We start from the raw sequence: 21389 nt of genomic DNA, 5'->3' as shown, positions 1-21389 counted from the left end.
TGTCCGACGTCGTTCCGAGTGATAAAATAATCGACCATTATGCAATTTTCTCCCGTTGCCCGCGCCGGCGGCCCCGTCTATACTTCTGGCGAACCGCAACACTGCGAGTAAACGGAGGGAAAATCAAGATGAGATCGATCGGCGTCAAATTGTTCGCCAGCTTCGTCTGCTGCATCGTGTTGGCCGTCGGGGCGGTAGGATTCGCTTCATACGTGATTTCGGCGGACGCGGTGAAGAAGCAGGCCGCGCAGTCCGCGACGACGGCGGTCGGACAGACGGGCGACAAGCTGGAATTGTGGTTTCGATTTTACGAACAGCTGGTCAAGCAGATCGCGGGCGATCCGGATATCGGAAGCCGACTGGCCGCGATGGCAACGAGCGGCGACCATAAGACGAGATTGGAAGCGGGGCAGACGATCTCGGATAAGCTGAACAGCTACACGTACGCCAATCCGGGAATCAGCGCCCTCTATTTGCTTCCGGAGGCGGAGGGCGGACGCTCGATTTCGACCGTGACCTTCAGCTTCACCGAGGAGCAGCGGAATTCGGATTGGTACCGGCACATCTGGGCTTCCGGAAGCCAGACAATCTGGATGCCGGTCGCCGCCGCCGGACAGACCGGAGTCGCGAAGGAGCCGGTATTCACTCTCGCGCGGAAAGTCGATGCGGCCGCGACGGGCGGCCAGAGCATGGTGCTGCTCATCGAGCTGAAGGCGGCGCTGATCGACGACTTGCTCGCCGAGCTGCTGGACAGCGGAGCGGGCCGGGCGCTGCTGGCCGATTCCGAAGAGCGGGTATTCGCGGATACGCAGGAGGATGGACTGGGCGCGCGCTACGAAACGGGAGAGACCGCGGAGACCGTAGCGGCGGAGTACCGCCAAGAGGCGGGCGGATCGGAGCAGCTGGTCGTGCAGCGCCGGATGCCGGGCGTCGGCTGGCAGCTGGTCTCCATGACTCCGGTATCGGTTCTGCTGGAGGCGGTGGACAAGCTGTTTCGCATGACGCTGATCGTCGCGGCGCTGTCGCTCGGACTGGCCGGCGCAGCGGGCTATCTGCTCTCGCGCATGATCAGCAAGCCGATCGTGAAGCTCAGCCGGCTTATGAAGCTGAGCGGCGAAGGAGACTTGACCGGCCGCATGCCGACTGGCCGGAAGGACGAGATCGGCCAGCTCGGAGACGGCTATAACGAAATGATGGACAAACTAAGCGCGCTTGTCGGCCGGACCCGCGGTTCCGCGGACCGCCTGAACGAGCATGCGCTTAGTTTGTCGTTGTCTTCGAAGCAGACCGAATCGTCCGCGCAGGAGATTGCGACCGCCACCGAGCATATCGCCCAGGGCGCGTCGAATCTGGCGGTGGAGGCCGAGCGCGGCATGCTTCAGGCGCAGGGCATCGAAGAGAGCATGCGGCAAGTCGAGGAATCCAGCCAAGCAATGGAACGGTCGGCGGAGGAAGTGTTGTCCGTGAGCGCGCGGGGAACCCAGTATATGCGCGAGCTGGCGGGCAAGACGGGGGAAGCGGAGGCGATCGTTCGTTCCCTGGCCGTGAGAGCGGCGCGCTTCGAAGAGAGCGCGAGCCATATTCGCGGCATTCTCGAGATGCTGGAGAACCTGTCCAAGCAGACGAATATTCTCGCTCTCAACGCGTCGATCGAGTCCGCTCGCTCAACGGGGGAGACGGGAAGGGGCTTCTCGGTCATCGCCGATGAAATCCGCATGCTTGCCCAACACTCGAAAGGTTCGATCGACGAAGCGGGGCGTGTGACCGACGCGGTCGAACGGGAAGCGGGAGAGACCGGCGCTCTGTTGGCCGAAGCGCAGCCGCTATTCCTCGCTCAACTGGAAGCGGCCAAGCAGTCGGAAGCGATATTCGAAGAGGTAAGCCGGCGAATGGACGGGTTCCGAGGGCAGCTTGCCGACATGGCCGCAGTCCGGGCAGAGCTGGCCGAAGCGCAGCGGACGCTGGGCGACGCGATCGGCGAAGTCGGCGCGACTTCGGAGCAATCGTCCGCCTACAGCGAGCAGGTCGCTTCGCTCGGCGCCGAGCAGCTGAAAGTGAGCGCCAATCTGGTGGAGCTGGCGGATCGGCTGACGGAAGTGTCGAAAGATTTGCAGCAATCTCTGGCGGCGATCGCGGCAAAATATTAAACGATCCTGCAATTTTGTCGCATTGAGAGCGCTGCCAGGGGGCTTGTATAGTAGAGCTATCCCAAGCGGGACACGATATTGAGGAGGGGTCCGATATGAGAAAGAAATGGTACGCCGGCGCGGTCGCGACAGCGCTGTCGGTCGGCTTGTTGGCAGGATGCGGCTCTAACGATTCGAAACCGAGCGCAAGCTCCGAGGCGAGCAAAGCGCCCGAATCCGCGAGCAGCGCGAGTTCGGAAGGCGCGGCAAAGCTGAGCGGCAAGGTGACGATCTATTCTCCTAACCAGGCGGAGATCAACAACCCGATTCTGAAAGAGTTCCAGACGCGCACGGGCATCGAGGTCGAGCTGATCTCCGGAGGAACCGGCGAACTGCTCAAACGCGTGCAAGCGGAAGAGAACAATCCGCTGGGCGACGTCTTCTTCGGAGGCGGAGCCGAGTCCCTGGCCGCATACGGCCAATATTTCGAAGTCTACGAGACGACGGAATCGGCGAATATCGGCGATGCCTACAAGGACAGCGCGAATCATTTTACGCCGTTCTCGGCGCTTCCTATGATCATTATGTACAACAAGGACCTCGTGAAAGAGGGCGAGGAGCCGAAAGGCTGGCAGGATCTGCTCGACCCGAAATGGAAGGGCAAGATCGCCTTCGCCGATCCGGCGAAATCAGGTTCCTCCTTCACGCAGATCGTGACGTTCCTGTCGGCGTTCGGACGGGACGACGGCCAAGGCTGGGAGTTCGTGAAGAGCTTCCTGGACAATCTGGACGGCAAAATGCTGAGCGGCTCTTCGATGGTCTACAAGGGCGTGGCCGACAAGGAATTCACGCTCGGCGTCACGCTGGAGGAAGCCGCGCTGCGCAACCTCGAGGGCGGCGCGAACGTTGGCATCATCTATCCGGTGGAAGGCACTTCGGCCGTTCCGGACGGGCTTGCGGTCATCAAGAGCGCCAAGAACATGGAGAACGCGAAGGCGTTCGTCGACTTCGCCGTGAGCAAGGACGTGCAGGATATGCTCCAGAAGGAGTTCAAGCGCCGTCCGGTCAGAACGGACGCCAACGAAACGCAGGGCATTCCGGCTTCCAAGGACATTAAGCTGGTGGATTACGACTTCGACTGGGCTTCCCAGAACAAGGACGAGATCATCAAGAAGTTTACCCGGATCGTAACGGGACAAGACAAATAAAACGCCGGATCGGAAGGCGGCCTGACAGATGATCGAGGTCGGGTTGCCTTCCTTTCTTTATCGAATCGAAAGGACAGATCAACATGCAGAGCGTTACATTCGAACACGTTACGAAATACTTCGGACAGAGCAAAGCGGTGAACGATGCGCACTTCAAAATCGAGGAAGGCGAGTTCTTCACGCTTCTCGGGCCGAGCGGCTGCGGCAAGACGACGCTGCTGCGCACGATTGCCGGGTTCTACAAGCAGGAGGAAGGCAACCTTTACTTCGGGGATCGTCTGATGAACGACGTGCCGACGCACAATCGGGATATCGGGATGGTGTTCCAGAACTATGCGATTTTCCCTCATATGACCGTGTTCGAGAACGTCGCCTATGGTCTGCGGGCTCGCAAGGTAAGCAAGAAGGAGATCGAGGAGCGCGTCATGGAGGCGCTCGAGATGGTCGAGTTGGGCCATCTGCGCGACCGCGCGCCGTCCAATATGAGCGGCGGCCAGCAGCAGCGCATCGCGCTGGCGAGAGCGATCGTCATTCGTCCCAGCCTGCTGCTGATGGATGAGCCGCTGTCCAACCTGGACGCCAAGCTGCGGATCAAGATGCGCTCGGACATCCGCAAGCTTCAGAAGGACCTGAACATTACGACGATCTACGTGACGCATGACCAGGAGGAAGCGCTGGCGGTGTCGGACCGCATCGCCGTCTTGAGCGAAGGGCGCGTGCAGCAGATCGGCCTGCCTCACGAAATATATTCCTACCCGTCCAACCGCTTCGTCGCCAACTTCATCGGAACGTCGAATTTCGTGCGCGGAACGAGCGGCCAGTACAATGCGGCGACCGGATCGGCCAAGATCGGCGTTCAGGGCATGTCGAAGACGATGAAGCTGACTTCGGCATTCGAAGGCGAAGTTCTGATCTCCGTAAGGCCGGAGAACATCGGCGTGTCCGTGCAGCGCGGGCATGAGGAGGAGCTGGCCGGGGAGATCGAGACGGTGACCTTCCTCGGCGAGAAGGTGAGCTACGGCATTCGCCTGGTCGACGGGCAGAAGCTGGAGGCTTCCGTTCATTCGGTGGAGCCGCGCCGGATGCTGCGGGAGAAGATGAGCGTGTTCGTCGATCTGCGCCTGGATCGGGCGGTCATCTTCGACGAGACGGGGAAGGAGGCCGTATACCGTGCAAGCCAAGACGATTCAAGCGCCGGTCTGGAAACGGCTTAGTCTGCAAGTATGGGATTTCTGGGGATGGGTGACTCTGCTCGTCTACGTGTTCCTGGCCTTGTTCATCGTGTACCCGCTGTTCTCGCTGATGGCGACGAGCTTCTACGACGAGAACGGTGTGTTCTCGTTCCAGAACTACATTGATTTCGCAACGTTGAAGTATTTCCGCAACGCGCTCTGGCACAGCTTCGCCGTGTCGGGATTGGCGACTTTCTTCGCGATTCTGATCGGCGTTCCGATGGCTTACGTCACGACGCGTTACAATGTCCGCTTCAAGGGACTCATGCACATTATGATTATTATGTCGCTTGTCTCTCCGCCGTTCATCGGCGCGTATTCGTGGATTCTGATGCTGGGCAACAACGGCTTCATCACGAATTTCCTGCGCGATATCGGCATTCATATCAAGTCGATCTACGGCATGCACGGCATCGTGTTCGTATTCACACTGCAGCTGTATCCCCATATTTACTTGTACGTATCGGGGGCGCTGAAGACGATCGATACGTCTCTGGAGGAAGCCGCGGAAAGCCTTGGCATGTCCGCCTGGAAACGGCTGCGCACCGTGACGCTGCCGTTGATCTTCCCGACGCTGTCGGCCGGAGCGCTCATGGTGTTCATGGCTTCGTTCGCCGACTTCGGTACGCCGATGCTGATCGGGCAAGGGTATAAAACGCTGCCTATTCTGGCTTACGAGCAGTTCATCAGCGAAATGGGCGGCAACGCGGCGATGGCGAGCACGCTCAGCGTTGTGCTGATTCTGTGCACGACGATGATACTGTTCGCGCAGCGGTATATCGTCTCGCGCAAAAACTATGCGATGTCCGGCATGCGCACGCCCAAGGTGAAACAGCTCCGCCCGCTGCCGAAGTTTCTGCTGACGCTGGGAGCGTTGGCTGTCGTCAGCGTCTCCATCATCCCGCAGGCGACGGTGATCGTGACCTCCTTCATCAAGAAAAAAGGGCCGGTATTCCACAAAGGGTTCAGCCTGGACAGCTATCGGGAAATTCTGTTCCGGGTGCCGAAAGCGATCATCAATACGTACACGTACTCGATCCTCTCGATCGTCATCATGGTCGTCGTCGGAATGCTGGTCGCCTATATTCTGGTGCGCCGCAAGTCGAAGCTGACGGCCGCGATGGACAGCATCTTGATGCTACCGTACGTCATGCCGGGAACGGTGCTCGGGATCAGTCTGATCATCGCCTTCAACAAGCCGCCGATCGTTCTGACCGGGACGTGGATCATTCTCGTCATCGCCTATATCGTCAGAAAAATTCCTTATACGATCCGATCCAGCACGGCGATTCTGCATCAGCTCGATCGCAACGTGGAAGAGGCGTCGATCAGCCTTGGCGTGCCGCCGGCGAAGACGTTCTTCAAGACGACGGCCAGGCTGATGGTTCCGGGCGTCGCATCGGGCGCCATTCTGAGCTGGGTCACGACGATCAACGAGCTGAGTTCGACGATCGTGCTCTACTTCGGGGCGACGGCGACGATCTCGGTGACGATCTACAGCGAAGTGTTCACGTCCAACTACGGCACTGGCGCGGCGCTGGCGTCGATCCTGTCGCTGACGACGCTGGTCTCCCTGCTGATCGCCTACTTCGTATCCGGACGCAAGGAAATGAACGTATAATCGTGTGATATACTGGGTTCCATAACGAACGCGCGTTAGGGGAACAGAGATGAAACAGCGATTCAGCCTGCTCGTCGGATTTATGCTAATCGTCGGCTGCGCAGCCGCTTATATGATCGTAACTTCCAGCCAGCGGTCCAGCTCGGAACGCGAGACGGGCGAATCCCGGTCGCTGAGCGTCTGGATCTACAGCGAGGAGCTGGCCGGATTTTTCGACCGGTACGAGGAGGAGCATCCGGGGGTTAACGTCAATCTGAGGGTCTTCCGTTCATGGAGAACGCTGTACGAGGAGCTGCTGACGGCCGTATCCGCCAACGCCGCGCCGCAAGTCGCGGAGATCGGCAGCACGTACGGCGTGATGCAGCTCGTCAACCGCGGGGCGATGCTTCCGGCCGGCGAACGGATCGGCCGCGATCTGCGGGAATTCGTATCGGAACCGTTCTTGGCCGCTTTCTCGAATAAGGGGGAGATGTGGGCGGTTCCGCTCGGCGGGAGCGTTCCCGTCCTCTACGACAATCGGAATCTGTTCGGCGCCGCGCAGTTGGACGAGAAACTGCTGGATTGGACGGCGATCGGGGTCGCCGGAACGGCGCTCACGAAGGATATCGACCAGGACGGACTGACCGATATTTGGGGCCTCGTCGCCGACGCGAATATGGCCTGGCATCACCTGAATATGGCTTACGATTCTTCGCTCGGCGGGCGGAGCGAAGAGCGAATATATGAAAGCTTCGAGCGGTGGAGGGAGTACCTGAACGAGGATCGGATCACCCCTCCGCTGCAGCACCAATTGGCGATGAGCCAATTTATTTACGGGAAAGCCGGCATGCTGCTCGGGACGTCTCGCAAACGGCCCACGTTGGAGAAGTTTATCGGAGGCAAGTTCGAATTCGGCGTGCTTCCGCTTCCGGGGGAACCGGGGCAAGCGGATTTGCTGCCGGAGATCAGCGGGCTTGCCGTGCTGGCTTCCGCCTCGGGGAACGAGGATCTCGCATGGGAATGCGTCGGGTACATGCTGGAAGAGAGCGTGCAGTCCCGGCTCATGCGGGACGCCTCGCTGATTCCGGCGCGCGGCGACGTCGCCGACCGCCTGCTGCGGTCGGGCGAACTGACCGAGAGGGAGAACGCGATTATGCGTCTCAAGGATCGATTCGCCGTGAAGTATCCGACCGTCGACGATGAGGGCATGTGGAACAAGTATACCGGCGATCAGGAATGGCTGGAGTCGTCTCCCGCCGTCTCGCCGGAAGCGTTGGGGAAGAGATTGCGGCATTAGCCGACGGAAGGGGAAATGAAAGGTGAAAATCGAGCATCTGTCGGTGCAGGGATGCAACGAATGGAACGAAGACGCATTGATTGTGAACGAGAAGGGGAGAATTTACGGCGTATTGGACGGAGCGACGTCGCTGGCCAGCGCGGACGGCAGCGAGACGGGAGGATATCTGGCCTCTCGCACGGCGCAACGCGTGTTCGAAGAGGCCGAGGGCTCGGACGCGTCGCTGCGGAGCCTGGTGCTGCAGGCCAACGACCGCATCCGGGCGGAGATGATCGAGCGCGGAGTGGATGCCGACGACAAGCAGGCGGTCTGGGCGGCGGGAATCGTCGTCGTCCGCATCGGGGAGCATCAGATCGAGTACGCGCAGACGGGCGACTGCATGCTGGTGGCCGTCTATAAGGACGGAACGGTGCGCACGGTGACCCACGATCAGGTCGACCACTTCGACGAGAATTCCCGCCGGCTGTGGGAGAAGTACACGCAGGAGGGACTGCCGCCGGAAGAGGTGCGCAGCCGAGTCTATGCGGTCATCCGCCAGAACAGGCTGAAGACGAATACCCCGGAAGGCTACGCCATTCTGAACGGCGATCCGGCTCTGGAGCGCTATGTCGAGCATGGTTATCTCAATCGCATCCAGCTTGCCTCGCTGCTGCTGCTGACCGACGGCCTGTTCCTGCCGCGCAAAGCGGGAGAGCCGGCTCCGACGATGGCCGACATGGCGGCGCTGATCGACGAGAAAGGGTTGGCCGGCTACGTCGACTGGCTGATCGCGAACGAGTACGACGAGTCGCAGCAAGGCAAGTATACGCGATTGAAGGTGGCTGACGACAAGACCGCCGTCAAGATCGATTTGGAATAGGCTGGCGCATAGAAGGACCGTCGAGGGAGACTCGGCGGTCCTTTGTTGTTGGATTTCGGGCGAATTTCTAACGTTTGTTGACTGCGGTCTTATGTTTGTTGTCTGGAAGGGGGCCAACGATTTTATATACAATGACATCAATCGAATGAATGCGTTTACAAATCGATGGAAGCGCGTACAAGAAATGCGCGAACAAATGCAAGGGGTGGCTGACATGGACACGAAGAGCGGGCGAAAACGATTGCGAACGCGCTGGCGCACACAGGACACCGAGCTGACGCTTCTAGCCTTGCCGACGACCGTCTGGTATATCCTGTTCTGTTTCTTGCCGATGTTCGGCCTCGTAATCGCTTTTAAGGATTTCAAGATTCACGGAGGGTTTCTAAGCAACGTCATCAACAGCGAATGGACCGGATTCAAGAACTTCGAATTCCTGTTCAAGTCGAACGACGCTTGGGTCGTGATCCGCAATACGTTGGGCTACAATATGATCTTTATCGTTCTGGGCATTGCGATACCCGTCATCTTGGCGCTGATGATCGGTCAGCTGCACAGCGGCAAGGCCGGCAAAATCTATCAGACGATGATGTTCCTGCCGTACTTCCTGTCCTGGGTCGTCGTGTCCGCCATTGTGTGGTCGTTCCTCAGCTTCGATAAAGGGATCGTTAATCAATTCCTGACCGGCCTGGGCGCGGATCCCGTGAACTGGTATATGGAGCCCAAATATTGGCCTTACTTTCTGATTTTCATGAATGTGTGGAAAGGCTTGGGCTACGGAATGGTCGTCTATCTGGCCACCATCACCGGCATCGACAGCACGTATTACGAGGCGGCCGTCATCGACGGCGCTTCCAAGTGGCAGCAAGCGCGATTCATTACGCTGCCGCTCATGAAGCTGGTTATCGTCATGATGTTCATCCTGGCCGTTGGCCGCATTTTCTACACGGATTTCGGCTTGTTCTTCCAAGTGCCGCGGGATTCCAACTCGTTGTTCACTGTAGCGACGACGATAGACGTTCTCGTGTACAAGCAGCTTAAGACGGCAACGGTCGGCATGGCCTCCGCTTCCGCTTTCGTGCAATCGGTGATGGGCTGCTTGACCATTCTGTTGGCCAACTGGGTCGTTCGCCGCGTCGATCCGGACAGCGCCATGATGTAAGGAGGGAGCGGGAAATGAAAACAGGAACGGGATACGAGACGGGCCTCGACAAATTCAATCGAATCGGCGCCGTCACGAACTGGGGATTCCATCTTATTTTTATCCTATTGGCGCTGTTATGCCTCATCCCCGTCCTTGTGGTGCTGTCCATATCGCTGACCGGAGAGGAGTCCATCCGCAACGATGGCTACAGTCTCTTCCCGAAGGCCTTCTCCGGAGAAGCTTATCAGTACATTGCCCGGCAAGGGCAGATGATCACCCGGGCGCTCGGCGTCTCCGTGCTCGTTACCGCCGTCGGCACCGTGCTGGGCGTCGTACTGACGACTTCGATGGGGTATGTTCTCTCCCGGCCGAACTACAAGCTTAAAGGGCTGCTGACCTGGATCGTATTCATTCCGATGGTGTTCAACGGAGGCCTGGTGTCCAGCTACTATATCAATTCGAATATGCTGGGGCTGAAGGACACGGTGTGGGCGCTGATCCTTCCGCTGGCCGTCTCTTCCTTCAACGTCATCATTTGCAAAACCTTCTTCAGAAGCACGATACCGGACGCGCTGATCGAATCCGCCGAGATCGACGGAGCGGGCCAACTGCGCATCTACTGCTCGATCGTGCTGCCGATTTCGCTTCCGGTGCTGGCCACCATCGGCTTGTTCCTCTGCTTCGCCTATTGGAACGACTGGTTCCAATCGATGCTGTACATCGACAATCAGAACCTGTACTCGCTGCAGGCTCTGCTGAACAGTCTGATGAGCAACGTGGACGCCTTGGCGAGGAACGCCTCCAGCATGGGAATCAGCTATGCGGAGCTTGTCGCGACCATGCCCAAGGAATCCGCCCGCATGGCCGTAGCCATCGTCATCGTGGTACCCGTGGCCATCGCCTATCCGTTCTTCCAGAAATACTTTATTTCCGGTCTGACGATAGGCGCCGTGAAAGGTTAACCCTGCAATAAGCCGGAATTTGTCCGGTTTATGATACCCGCCGCCGGCTGTAGACGGCGGGAAGGAAGAAAGATACCAAAGGGAGGAATTGAGAATGACAAAGACGAAGAAAAAATGGCTGGCCATGGGCGCCGCCGCGGCACTGCTGACAACCGCTCTTGCGGGCTGCGGGAACTCGAATTCCAAATCCGAGCCTAGCAGCTCGCCTTCCAGCGCCGGCACGCAGACGGCGGAAGCAAGCAAACCTGCCGGTTCGGGCGAAGTCCCTACGCTGGTATGGTGGACGATCGGCGGCCAGGTGCCCGCGAACTTCGATAAAGCGATTGCCGCGATGAACGAATACACGGCCGAGAAGATCGGCGTGAAAATCGACATCAAGGTAGCCAGCTGGGGCGACTGGGATACGAAGATCAATACGATTGTGAACACCGGCGAACCTTTCGACATCATGTTCACGAACAACAGCAAATACAGCCAGCAAGTGAACATGGGCGCGTTCGCCGATCTTACCGACCTGGTGCAAAGCGAAACGCCGGATCTCTATAACTTCATTCCTCAGAAAGTATGGGACGGAACGAAAATCGGCGGGAAAATCTATTCCGTGCCGACGTACAAGGACTCCTCCTTGACCCAATACTGGGTGTTCGACGATAAGTACATCCAGAAGTACGGCATCGACACGAGCAGCATCAAGAAGCTGCAGGATCTTGACAAACCCCTTCGCGACATGAAGGCCGGCGAAGGCAAGAGCTTCTACCCGCTGTCGCTCACCCAGGGCGACGGATTTAATGGATTCTTCAACGGCTACGACGATATGACGCTCGGTCTGCCGCCGATCGGCGTCAAAGTCGACGACGCTTCGCGCAAAGCCGTCTCCGTGCTGGAGCAGCCGGACGTCATGAACGATCTCAAGCAGCTGCACCAATGGTACAAGGACGGCATCATCAATCCGGACGCGCCGACCAAGACCGAAGCGGAAAGAGCCCGTCCTTTCTTCGCGGCGCAGGCGTTCCCCGGCGCGGAAGCGAGCTGGCAGATCACCAGCGGCGTCGAGAAATATACGATGTTCCAGATTTTCGGCCCGATCTATACGACGAGCACGATCCAAGGCTCTCTGAACGCCATCTCCGCCAACTCTAAATACAAGAATGAAGCGTTGAAATATTTGCAGCTGGTCAATACGGATTCGAAGCTGCGCAATATGCTGGCTTTCGGCGAGCTGGGAGTGGACTACACCAATGTGGACGGCGAGAAGGTAATCGAGCGCACCTCCGACACGTGGCCGCTGGCCGCTTATACGCAAGGCACGTTCTTCAACCTGGCCGTAACGAAAGGAGCTCCGGTCGATCAGTGGGATCAAGTTCGCAAGCTGAACGATCAAGCGACCTCCTCGACGAATCTGGGCTTTGCGCTGGACATCAGCGAACTGGGCACCGAGGTAGCCAATACGAAAGCGGTATGGGACAAATATCGCTATGAGCTGCTGACCGGCGCTTCCGATCCGGAGAAGATGGTGCCGAGGATCGTTGCGGAGCTGAAGGCCGCCGGCCTGGATAAGCTGATGACCGCCGCCCAAGAGCAGATTGATACGTATTTCAAGTAAGACCTGCATGCAATCAATAGCCGGAAAACCCGAACGGAGATGGCCGTTCGGGTTTTCTGGCACAATATGCGGGATTGCTTTTAAAGATCAAGACGTTATATGGTGGAGCGGTAGGGCGCGACAAAAACCTGTTGCAAAGGAGATGCCGCATGCTTTCCTTCATGAGAATCAAAATCTATCGCGGCAAGTTCGTTGCATATGCGGTATTTGTGGTGTTCATCGGCTTGGCGCTGGGCGCGGTTACGTGCGCGGTGCTGCTGGATCAATGGATAGGCAATTCCCGGAACGATGCCGCCGGAGCGTTCTCCCGGGTGGAGAACGCTCTTCAGTACGATGCCGACCGAATCGAAGCTTTCATGCAGCGGGTATACTCCAACAGCGATCTGGTGTCCGACGTTCGCAGCTTCCTGGGCAATCATGCGGAAGGTTATTTGACGAGCAGGCTGCAGGGCAGCCAGTTCAATCGGCCGCTGGTTTCTTTTCCCGAAGATATCCGATCTTTCCTGGGCAACGGGGGCCGGAGAGACATCACCCAGATCAGCCTGCATACCGAGCAAGAGGGCAACGTCGTGAGCTTCGACAGCAGCGGCAATATGAGCTTCCTGTTTCGTCTGCCCAATACGGACGAGACGTTCCGCGAGACGATACACAAAGGATTCGTCTACCGTAAGAAGCTTTCGGATCCGAATCAAATTTCCCGCCAGTTAGGCGAGCTTCGATTCCTCGTCAGCAGCGAACGGATTTTCCAGACGGTCCAGCATTCCCTTCTGGATGAGGCGGCGGCAATCAGCGGTTCCGGAGACGTCTACGTTATCGCCGGCGGCGACCGCGGCACGGAGGAGTTGGTCCGCCGGGTTGCGGCGGACGGACGCGCGCAAGGCTATCTCGCGACGGGATTGGCGAACCGGGCTTATTTTGTAAAGTTCAAATCCAACGAGTTCGATTATCAGTTCGTCAGCATCGTGGATGCGGCCACGCTGATCCATCGGCAGGGGAACGTGCTGCTCGTCGTATTTCTCATCGTGCTGGCCGCGATGATTAGCGTTCTGCTCCTGATCGTCTACAATCTGCGCGAGGATGCGAACTTCCTGCGGCGGATTATCGTCTCCATCGGACGCGCGAAAACGGCGGATTTCACGCCGGTCAGCCCGGCCCGCTACCGCAGAAACGAATACGGAATGATCGCCCGGGAGCTGGACGATATGATCCATCAACTCGATCGGCATATCCGCACGAATTATCTGCTGAAGCTCAAGCAGCAGGAAACCGAGATGAAGGCGCTCCAGGCTCAAATCAATCCCCACTTTTTATATAATACGCTTGAGGTTATCCGTTCTTCGGCTCTCGTCAACAGCGTGGACTACACTTCCGATGCGATTGCCACCCTGGGCGGACTGTATCGCGATATCGTGAAGAACGACAATATCATCTCGCTTGGCAACGAGCTGGCCCTGCTCCAGAAATACCTGAAAATTATGGAATTCAAATATCCGGGCCGGTTTTATTACCAGTTCAATGTGGAGGAGACGTTGTTTTCGTTGCCGACCGTGAAGTTCTGGATGCAGCCGCTGGCGGAAAACTTCTTCGTGCACGGGTTCAACCCGGAGAGCGAGTTTAATCTGCTCATCGTGAACGGCTGGGAGGAAGAGACCTGCTTCATGCTGGAGATCGTGGACAACGGCAACCGAATTCCCGAGGAGAGATTGGCCGAAATCAGGAGGAAGCTCTCCAGAGGCGACGATAACCCGGTGACCAACATCGGCCTGCGCAACGTGTATACCCGATTGCACTTTTTCTATGGGGCGGGTTTCTCCATGAAGATCGACAACAACGAGGAAGCCGGCGTTAAAATATCCGTAATCCTATCCAAGGAGGCGATTGGGGATGTACAAGCTGCTGATCGTAGATGACGAGCCGCAGATTCTGGAGGGCATGAAGCGGACGTTGGATTGGGAAAAATACGGCTTTGGCCGCATTGAGACGAGCCAGACGTATGAGGGAGCGATATCGAAGGCGGTGGAGCTGCTGCCGGACTTGGCGATCTTCGATGTGTGCATCGGCAAGCAGCGCGGCTACGATGCCATTCACAAGCTCAACGAGCTGCGTCTTCCTTCGAAATATATCATCATGAGCGGATACGGCGAATTCCACTATGCGCTGGAGGCGATCCGCTGCGGCGCCAAGGACTATCTGCTCAAACCGATCGATCGGACGAAGCTGCAGCATCTGGTCGAGAAAATCATCGTGGAAGACCTGAACGGCACGGTGGCAGGAGCGGATCGCGACGATGTGGACACCGACCCGGTGCTCGGCGTGCGCTATGACAGCCTATCCAAGCTGACCAATCGCATCTTGTTGATCGTCAAGGCGGAATATGCGCAGAACTTGAATCTGAAATCGGTTGCGGAGCGATTTCGGATGAACGGAACGTACTTGGGGCAGCTCTTCCTCAAGGAGACGCACAAGAAGTTCTCGGAGTATCTCATGGCGTACCGGATGCTTCGGGCCCGTGAACGCATTATGACCACGGACGAGAAAATCGCGTCCATCGCGCCTTCCGTCGGCTATCCCAATCTGAACTATTTCTATTCTCATTTCCAGGCTTATTTCGGCAGATCGCCTTCGGAATTGCGGAGAAAGGAATAACGCCGCCATGAGACAACGAAGGAACTCGAGCCGCCCCGCCGCATTGTTCGCGCTCGCCCTGCTGCTGACGCTGTCTCTGACCGGCTGCGTCTCGACATCCGGCGATGGCGGGCATGCCGCGACGGGCGGCGATACGGTGAATCTGATCTATTACACGATCGGAGATTCCGACAAAGACCTTCAGATGGTGAACGACAAGATCAACGAGGTGTTGGCCAAGAAAATCGGCGTGACCCTGACTTATGTCAAGGTGGGCTGGCAAGAGTACGAAGAGCGTCTGAATACGCTCGTGTCGGCAGGAACCCCCTTCGACATCGCTTTCGCGGTAGAGTACACGACCTATGCGCAGCGCGGCGCATTTCTCAAGCTGAACGACTATTTGACCAGCGCGGGGAAGGACATGTACGAAGCGGTCGACCCCATCCTCTGGAAGGGCGTGCAGATGGACGACGGCGGCATCTACGGCGTGCCTACCAATAAGGAGTTGGCCGTTCGCGACCATTGGATGTACCCGGAGGCGCTCGTCAGGAAGTACGGGATCGACATCTCCCAATTTACGACGCTGGCTTCCCTGGAGCCGCTGCTGCGGATGATCAAGGAGAAGGAGCCGGATTATCAGCCGATGGAGCTGGACAAGGGCTCGCAAAACTTCTTCGCTCTGGACGGCTACCAATACGTAGCGGAGAAGACGCTTCCGCTCATGGTCCGGGGCCAGGAACTCGATTCTCCGGTCGTGAGCATATTCGAAACCGAGGAAGCCCGGAACGTGCTGGATCTTCTGCGGCGCTATTATGTGGAAGGCTACATCAACGAGGATGCGTCTTTGCGGGAAAGTCCCGGGTTGAAGCGGGGAGATCTCGTATTCTGGAAGGCTGCGGGAGGCGGGCCGCTGTCGGACAATAGCTGGAGCAAGGATCGCGGCTACAAGGTTGTGGCTCACCCTGTAACCCCTGCGTTGATTACGACCGAATCGATGCGGGGAGGGGTCATGGCCGTCAACGCGGATACGAAGCACCCCGTCGAGGCGGTTAAGTTTCTCAATGTGCTGAACACGGACCCCGAGGTGCGGAATCTGTTCAACTTCGGAATCGAGGGCGTGCATTACACGCTTGACAGCAACGGCCAGGTGGTGCCCATCCCGCCGACGGACAACAGCGGCAACCCGATCCCGGACGCTCAGCCCAGCTACGGCGGCGTACAGTATACCCAGGGCAACTGGTTTATTCTGAAGACGATGGGCGGACAGTTCGCGGATCCCTTGGACAAGTGGGAACAGTTCCGCGCCAGCAACAAGGAAGCGGTCTATTCGGGCACGCTGGGTTTTACTCCGGACTTGTCGGGGATGCCCCTTCAAGTGAAGAACATCCAGATGGTGTGGGAGAAGTACTTTCCCGGCCTGATGACGGGCAGTCTGGACGTGGATGACATGCTGCCCAAGTTTAATCAGGAGCTTCGGCAGGCGGGCATCGACGAGGTGCGGGCCGAAGTGCAAAGGCAGCTCGACGCTTGGCGAGCCGCCCGTTAACGGCGCTGATTGACGAGAAAGGCATGGCCTTGAGGACCGCGGGGAAGACCGTTGGTTCGCAAGGTCTTATTTTGTATAATGAAGTCAAATGAAGAGGGGCGCGAGCCCGGAAAAGAGGACGATAATCGGAGATGACGGAGAACACGATCATTCGATTCGAGGGCGTGACGCAAAAATACGACCGGAGCACGGTGCTGAATCGGGTAAGCTTCGAGATCGAGAGGGGCAAGTTCTACACGCTGCTCGGGCCTTCGGGCTGCGGCAAGACGACGATTCTGCGGTTGATCGCAGGCTTCATCCGGCCGACGGAAGGCAATATCTACTTCAACGGCAAGGTGCTCAACGACGTCCCGGCGGACAAGCGTCAAGTGAACACGGTATTCCAGGATTACGCGCTGTTCCCGCATCTGAACGTGTTCGAGAACGTTGCCTTCGGCCTGCGCATCAAGAAGCTGAAGAACGCGGCCGTCTCCGAGAAGGTGAAGGAGGCGCTGCGCTTCGTGAACCTGGAAGGCTATGAGGACCGCGAAATTACGGAGATGTCCGGAGGCCAGCGGCAGCGGGTGGCGATCGCTCGCGCGATCGTGAACGAGCCGGAAATTCTGCTGCTGGACGAGCCGTTGTCGGCGCTCGACCTGAAGCTGCGCACGGAGATGCAGTACGAGCTGCGGGAACTGCAGCGACGGCTGGGCATTACGTTCGTGTTCGTCACGCACGATCAGGAGGAGGCGCTGGCGATGTCGGACGAGATCTTCGTCCTGAACGCAGGGGAGATTCAGCAGAGCGGAACCCCGACGGACATCTACGACGAGCCGATCAACCGGTTCGTGGCCGACTTCATCGGCGAATCCAATATCGTGCCGGGACGCATGATCGAAGATTTCCTCGCGGAATTCGCCGGGAAGCGGTTCGAGTGCGTGGACCAGGGCTTCTCTCCGAACGAGCCGGTGGAGATCATGATTCGTCCCGAGGATCTGGAGATTACGGCGCCGGAGCAGGGCAGCCTGGAAATCAAGGTCGACAGCCAGCTGTTCCGGGGCGTCCACTACGAGATCAGCGGCTACGACAAGGCGGGCAACGAGTGGCTCGTCCATTCGACGAAGAAGGCGGAGGTCGGCAGCAGCATCGGGCTGCGCTTCGATCCGGAAGCGATCCACGTCATGCGCTTCGGCGAGACGGAGGAGGAGTTCGACAAGCGGCTCGAATCGTACTCCGAGCATGCGCAGGCGGATTCCGCGGGTGACGGCCGATGACGAGAACGCGGAATCTCTATCTCATTCCGTACGCGGCGTGGATGCTGCTGTTCGTCGCGACTCCGATCGTGCTCATCGTCTACAATTCGTTTTTCGATGTGGAGGGTCATTTTACGTGGGGCAACTTCGAGAAGTTTCTGACCCCGGTGTACCTTCGTATGACGTTTAATTCGTTCTGGTACGCGTTCCTGATTACGGCGTTCTCGCTGCTGGTCGCGTATCCTACGGCGTATTGGCTGACGCGAGCGAAGCACAAGCAGCTCTGGCTGCTGCTTATCATCGTGCCGAGCTGGATCAATCTGCTGCTGAAAACGTACGCCTTCATCGGCCTGTTCGGCACGTACGGCTTCGTCAACGCGGTGTTCGAGGCGGTCGGCATCGGCACGAGGCAGATTCTGTTCACCGACTTCAGCTTCGTGTTCGTGTCGGTGTACATTTTCATCCCGTTCATGATTCTGCCGATCTATAACGCGCTGGAGGAGATCAATCCGTCGCTCCTGTACGCCGCCAGAGATTTGGGTGCATCGCCGTGGATGGCGTTCCGCCGCGTTGTGTTCCCGCTCACCCTCGAAGGAGTGAAGGCCGGCTGCCAGGCGGTATTCATTCCGGCGCTGTCGCTGTTCATGATCACCCGGCTCATCGCGGGCAACCGCGTCGTGACGCTGGGCACGGCGATCGAGCAGCATTTTCTCGTGACGCAGGATTGGGGCATGGGCTCGGCTATCGCCGTCCTGCTTATTATCGTAATGGCCGTCATCATGCTGATGACCGGCACGCGGGGAGCGAGGAATCCGGTCCGATGAAAATGAAAAACGGAAAGCTCGCCAACGTCTACCTCGTAGCGGTGTTCGTCGTCCTGTACGCGCCGATCTTCTATCTGATGGTTTACTCGTTCAACAGCGCGGGGACGATGCACGGGTTCGAAAGCTTTACGCTGGAATGGTACGAGGAAGTGTTCCAGGATACGCGCTTGCTCATCATCGTGCTGAACACGGTCGTCATCGCTCTGCTGTCGTCCGCGATCTCGACGATTCTCGGCGTCATCGGCGCGCTCGCGATTCAGCGGGTAAGGAAGCTTAGGCAGCGCAACTCGCTGCTGGCGATGAACAACGTGCTGATCGTCAGCCCGGACGTCATCATCGGAGCGTCGTTCCTGATCTTCTTCACGATGCTCGGCATCCAGCTCGGCTTCACGTCCGTGCTGCTGTCGCACATTGCGTTCAGCGTGCCGATCGTCGTGCTCATGGTGCTGCCCAAGCTGCAGGAGATGAGCCCGACGCTGATCGACGCCGCCAAGGATCTCGGCGCGAGCAGTTGGGGCGTGTTGACGAAGGTCATTCTGCCTTTTCTCCGGCCGGGAATCTTCGCGGGCTTCTTCATGGCCTTGACGTATTCGCTGGACGACTTCGCGGTGACGTTCTTCGTGACGGGCAACGGCTATACGACGCTGTCGGTGGAAATCTATTCGCGGGCCCGCCAGGGCATCTCGCCTTCGATTAACGCGCTGTCGACGCTCATCTTCCTGTTCACGATCACGCTTGTGCTGGGGTACTACTTCTTGACGAGGCGGACCAGCCGCAAGCCGGACTGGGGGGTCGTGCAGCCATGAAGCAGCTGGTTCGATTGTTCGCGGCTGTGTTTGCCGCAGCGCTGGGCCTGATGTACTGGACGTCGCACTTGAACTCGTCGCAGGGCTATTCGGGCGCGAATACGATTACGATCTTCAACTGGGGAGATTACATCGATCCCGACCTGATCGCCGAGTTCGAGGAGGAGACGGGACTTAAGGTGATCTATCAGACGTTCGATTCCAACGAAGCGATGATGACGAAGATCGAGCAGGGCGGCACGGCGTACGATATCGCGATTCCGTCGGAGTACGCGATCAGCAAGCTGAAGGAGGAAGGGCTGCTGCTGCCGATCGATCATTCGAAGGTTCCGAACCTGGACAATATCGATGAGCGGTTCCTCGACCTCAGCTTCGATCCGGGAAACGAGTATTCGATTCCGTACTTCTGGGGGACGGTCGGCATCATCTACAACCCGACACTGCTGGACGGGCAATCGTTCGAGAGCTGGGACGATCTGTGGAACCCGGAGCTGCGCAATCGGATTCTGCTCGTGGACGGGGCGCGGGAAGTGATCGGCTTCGGGCTGAACAGTCTGGGCTATTCGCTTAACGATACGAACGAGGAGCATCTCCAGGAGGCCAAGCGCAAGCTCGGGACGCTGACGCCCAACGTCAAGGCGATCGTCGGGGACGAGATCAAGATGCTGCTGGCCGGAGAAGAGGCGGCCGTCGGCGTCGTCTGGTCGGGAGACGCGGCGGAGGTTATGTGGGAGAACGAAAATCTCGACTACGTGATTCCGCAAGAAGGCTCGAACGTGTGGTTCGACAATATGGTCATTCCGACTTCGGCCCGCAATCTGGAGGGGGCGCATCAGTTCATCAATTTCATGCTGGACCCCGAGATCGCAGCTCGGAATGCCGAGTACGTCGGCTACTCGACGCCGAACGCGAAGGCGCTGGAGCTGCTGCCGGAGGATATCTCGCAGGACGAGCGGTTCTATCCGCCTCCGGAGCTGACCGACAAGCTGGAAGTGTACGAGAATCTGGGGAAAAAGATGCTGTCGCACTACAACGAGCTGTTTCTGGAGTTTAAGATGCATAGGAAGTGAACAACGCTGGAGTGGGCTGCCGCGGTCGAAGGACCGGGCGGCCTCTTTCGCATGTTCGGGGAAATGGGGAGGAGGAATGGTTTTCCATGCGGCTGGAAATAGTAAGGTAAAATTGTCCCTTCCGAGGTTGCCGATGGAAAGAATCAGCCAATCCCAATTGGCCGCCATGATCGTCTTGTTCCAGATCGGCAGCTCGCCGTTGTTCCTGCTAGCGAGCGAGGCTGGCGCGGATGCCTGGATCTCCGTCCTGATCGGCATGATCGGGGGGCTGCTGCTTCTGCTTCTGGTGACGCTGCAGCTCTACCGCCGGATGCCGGAGGAAGATCTGTTCGATATGATCGAGCGAACGTTCGGGAAGGTCGCGGGGAGTCTTCTGACGGCGGTCTATATCGTCTATTTCGGATACAAGGCGGTCCGGAACGTCCGGGAGTTCGGGGATCTGATGATTCTCTATCTGCTCCCGTCCACTCCGTTATGGTTCATTTTACTGACCCTCTTGGTCGTAGCCGCCTATGCGGTGTTTCAAGGCATAGAGGTGTTTTCGAGAGTGCTCAGATTTTGCTGCCGATGATCGTGTTCATCTATGTCGCTCTCTTCGTCGCCCTGTGGGGGACGGCGCTGTTCGATGCTCACCGTCTCATGCCCGTGCTGGACGACGGGTTGAAGAAGCCGATCGAATCCGCGTTTCCGGAGTTGATCTCCTTTCCGTTCGGGGAGATGGTGCTGTTCCTGCTCTTCTGGAAATACGCGGACCGAAGAGGCGGGACGACGAGAACGACGGTGCTCTCGTACCTGTTCTCGGGAACGTTCATTGTCGTCACGACGATCTTCATTCTGGGGAGTCTCGGGCCGTTGGCGGAATTCAGCGTCGTTCCTCTGATTCAGATCGTGAGTCTGGTGCAGACCGCGGATTTCATCCAGCGGCTCGATCCCATCGTCGCGTTGCTGCTGTTCGGAGGAGTGTTCATGAAGATGACGTCTTATTACTTGGGCACGACGCTGCTCTTCTCCCGCTTGTTCCGCATCGGCCGGTTCGGGGCGCTGTTTCCCGTCGGAGTGCTGTTGTTCGCAGGGGCCCTGGCGTTCAGAAGCTATATGCAGCATATCTGGTTCGGTTTCGAGAAAAATCTGAAGTACCATTTTCCCATCTTCCAGATCGTGATTCCCGTCTTGCTCTTGTTGGCGGTCATGATCCGATCGCGGTTCGAGAAGAACGGCACGACGCCGTCTTGAACAACCTCTTGAACGACTTTCGCGC

18 protein-coding genes are annotated in these 21389 nt (G+C 58.0%); all 18 read left to right on the top strand.

The features are described 5' to 3' along the window. The first annotated feature begins 128 nt into the window (after nucleotides 1–128). A complete protein-coding gene (locus B0G52_RS19925; RefSeq protein WP_094047139.1) occupies nucleotides 129–2147 on the top strand; it encodes a methyl-accepting chemotaxis protein in 2019 nt (672 codons plus the stop codon). A 95-nt stretch (nucleotides 2148–2242) separates the two neighbouring features. Beyond that, nucleotides 2243–3334 (top strand): ABC transporter substrate-binding protein, encoded by a 1092-nt coding sequence (locus tag B0G52_RS19920; protein ID WP_094047138.1) that lies wholly within the window; start codon nucleotides 2243–2245, stop codon nucleotides 3332–3334. Between the two features lie 83 nt (nucleotides 3335–3417). Continuing rightward, the gene (locus tag B0G52_RS19915; protein ID WP_094047137.1) at nucleotides 3418–4548 is read left to right on the top strand and encodes an ABC transporter ATP-binding protein; all 1131 of its coding nucleotides are present in this window, start codon (nucleotides 3418–3420) and stop codon (nucleotides 4546–4548) included. Continuing rightward, nucleotides 4505–6187, top strand: coding sequence for an ABC transporter permease (locus tag B0G52_RS19910; protein WP_233162849.1), 1683 nt, complete (start codon nucleotides 4505–4507; stop codon nucleotides 6185–6187). Before B0G52_RS19915 ends, B0G52_RS19910 begins: the two co-directional genes overlap by 44 nt. A gap of 49 nt (nucleotides 6188–6236) precedes the next feature. Further along, a complete protein-coding gene (locus B0G52_RS19905) occupies nucleotides 6237–7463 on the top strand; it encodes an ABC transporter substrate-binding protein (RefSeq protein ID WP_094047136.1) in 1227 nt (408 codons plus the stop codon). 22 nt (nucleotides 7464–7485) lie between these two features. Further along, complete coding sequence (locus B0G52_RS19900) at nucleotides 7486–8322, top strand: protein phosphatase 2C domain-containing protein (RefSeq protein WP_094047135.1); 837 nt, start codon at nucleotides 7486–7488, stop codon at nucleotides 8320–8322. Between the two features lie 214 nt (nucleotides 8323–8536). Then, entirely contained in the window at nucleotides 8537–9481 is a 945-nt protein-coding gene (locus B0G52_RS19895) for an ABC transporter permease (protein ID WP_094047134.1), read from the top strand. Between the two features lie 14 nt (nucleotides 9482–9495). After that, nucleotides 9496–10425, top strand: a complete 930-nt coding sequence (locus B0G52_RS19890) for a carbohydrate ABC transporter permease (protein ID WP_094047133.1) — start codon at nucleotides 9496–9498, stop codon at nucleotides 10423–10425. A 94-nt stretch (nucleotides 10426–10519) separates the two neighbouring features. Beyond that, complete coding sequence (locus tag B0G52_RS19885; protein WP_094047132.1) at nucleotides 10520–12028, top strand: ABC transporter substrate-binding protein; 1509 nt, start codon at nucleotides 10520–10522, stop codon at nucleotides 12026–12028. 149 nt (nucleotides 12029–12177) lie between these two features. Further along, a complete protein-coding gene (locus tag B0G52_RS19880; protein ID WP_094047131.1) occupies nucleotides 12178–13938 on the top strand; it encodes a sensor histidine kinase in 1761 nt (586 codons plus the stop codon). Beyond that, entirely contained in the window at nucleotides 13913–14674 is a 762-nt protein-coding gene (locus B0G52_RS19875; RefSeq protein WP_094047130.1) for a response regulator transcription factor, read from the top strand. Before B0G52_RS19880 ends, B0G52_RS19875 begins: the two co-directional genes overlap by 26 nt. A 7-nt stretch (nucleotides 14675–14681) precedes the next feature. Further along, complete coding sequence (locus tag B0G52_RS19870; protein ID WP_094047129.1) at nucleotides 14682–16199, top strand: ABC transporter substrate-binding protein; 1518 nt, start codon at nucleotides 14682–14684, stop codon at nucleotides 16197–16199. Between the two features lie 131 nt (nucleotides 16200–16330). Beyond that, a complete protein-coding gene (locus tag B0G52_RS19865; RefSeq protein ID WP_094047128.1) occupies nucleotides 16331–17452 on the top strand; it encodes an ABC transporter ATP-binding protein in 1122 nt (373 codons plus the stop codon). Then, entirely contained in the window at nucleotides 17449–18255 is an 807-nt protein-coding gene (locus tag B0G52_RS19860) for an ABC transporter permease (protein ID WP_094047127.1), read from the top strand. The genes B0G52_RS19865 and B0G52_RS19860 overlap by 4 nt, the downstream gene beginning before the upstream one ends. 2 nt (nucleotides 18256–18257) lie before the next feature. Further along, nucleotides 18258–19061 carry an ABC transporter permease gene (locus tag B0G52_RS19855; protein ID WP_369827102.1) on the top strand — a complete coding sequence of 268 codons (804 nt, stop codon included), beginning with the start codon at nucleotides 18258–18260 and terminating at the stop codon, nucleotides 19059–19061. Then, complete coding sequence (locus tag B0G52_RS19850) at nucleotides 19058–20131, top strand: ABC transporter substrate-binding protein (protein WP_094047125.1); 1074 nt, start codon at nucleotides 19058–19060, stop codon at nucleotides 20129–20131. Before B0G52_RS19855 ends, B0G52_RS19850 begins: the two co-directional genes overlap by 4 nt. A 133-nt stretch (nucleotides 20132–20264) precedes the next feature. Further along, nucleotides 20265–20702 (top strand): GerAB/ArcD/ProY family transporter, encoded by a 438-nt coding sequence (locus B0G52_RS19845; protein ID WP_158223796.1) that lies wholly within the window; start codon nucleotides 20265–20267, stop codon nucleotides 20700–20702. Further along, nucleotides 20699–21364, top strand: coding sequence for a GerAB/ArcD/ProY family transporter (locus tag B0G52_RS19840; RefSeq protein WP_233162869.1), 666 nt, complete (start codon nucleotides 20699–20701; stop codon nucleotides 21362–21364). The genes B0G52_RS19845 and B0G52_RS19840 overlap by 4 nt, the downstream gene beginning before the upstream one ends. Nucleotides 21365–21389: the final 25 nt, after the last annotated feature.

The sequence above is a fragment of the Cohnella sp. SGD-V74 genome (assembly GCF_003001675.1).
Taxonomy (GTDB): Bacteria; Bacillota; Bacilli; order Paenibacillales; family Paenibacillaceae; genus Cohnella.
The sequence above is the reverse complement of the archived record's forward strand: the minus strand, read 5'-3'. Positions and strand labels throughout refer to the sequence as shown.

Coding starts and splice junctions, on each gene's coding strand:
- B0G52_RS19915 (WP_094047137.1), top strand. CDS start 3,418: ATGCAGAGCGTTACATTCGAACACGTTACGAAATACTTCGGACAGAGC.
- B0G52_RS19840 (WP_233162869.1), top strand. CDS start 20,699: ATGATCGTGTTCATCTATGTCGCTCTCTTCGTCGCCCTGTGGGGGACG.
- B0G52_RS19890 (WP_094047133.1), top strand. CDS start 9,496: ATGAAAACAGGAACGGGATACGAGACGGGCCTCGACAAATTCAATCGA.
- B0G52_RS19905 (WP_094047136.1), top strand. CDS start 6,237: ATGAAACAGCGATTCAGCCTGCTCGTCGGATTTATGCTAATCGTCGGC.
- B0G52_RS19870 (WP_094047129.1), top strand. CDS start 14,682: ATGAGACAACGAAGGAACTCGAGCCGCCCCGCCGCATTGTTCGCGCTC.
- B0G52_RS19885 (WP_094047132.1), top strand. CDS start 10,520: ATGACAAAGACGAAGAAAAAATGGCTGGCCATGGGCGCCGCCGCGGCA.
- B0G52_RS19875 (WP_094047130.1), top strand. CDS start 13,913: ATGTACAAGCTGCTGATCGTAGATGACGAGCCGCAGATTCTGGAGGGC.
- B0G52_RS19895 (WP_094047134.1), top strand. CDS start 8,537: ATGGACACGAAGAGCGGGCGAAAACGATTGCGAACGCGCTGGCGCACA.
- B0G52_RS19920 (WP_094047138.1), top strand. CDS start 2,243: ATGAGAAAGAAATGGTACGCCGGCGCGGTCGCGACAGCGCTGTCGGTC.
- B0G52_RS19850 (WP_094047125.1), top strand. CDS start 19,058: ATGAAGCAGCTGGTTCGATTGTTCGCGGCTGTGTTTGCCGCAGCGCTG.
- B0G52_RS19880 (WP_094047131.1), top strand. CDS start 12,178: ATGCTTTCCTTCATGAGAATCAAAATCTATCGCGGCAAGTTCGTTGCA.
- B0G52_RS19865 (WP_094047128.1), top strand. CDS start 16,331: ATGACGGAGAACACGATCATTCGATTCGAGGGCGTGACGCAAAAATAC.
- B0G52_RS19860 (WP_094047127.1), top strand. CDS start 17,449: ATGACGAGAACGCGGAATCTCTATCTCATTCCGTACGCGGCGTGGATG.
- B0G52_RS19925 (WP_094047139.1), top strand. CDS start 129: ATGAGATCGATCGGCGTCAAATTGTTCGCCAGCTTCGTCTGCTGCATC.
- B0G52_RS19845 (WP_158223796.1), top strand. CDS start 20,265: ATGGAAAGAATCAGCCAATCCCAATTGGCCGCCATGATCGTCTTGTTC.
- B0G52_RS19855 (WP_369827102.1), top strand. CDS start 18,258: ATGAAAAACGGAAAGCTCGCCAACGTCTACCTCGTAGCGGTGTTCGTC.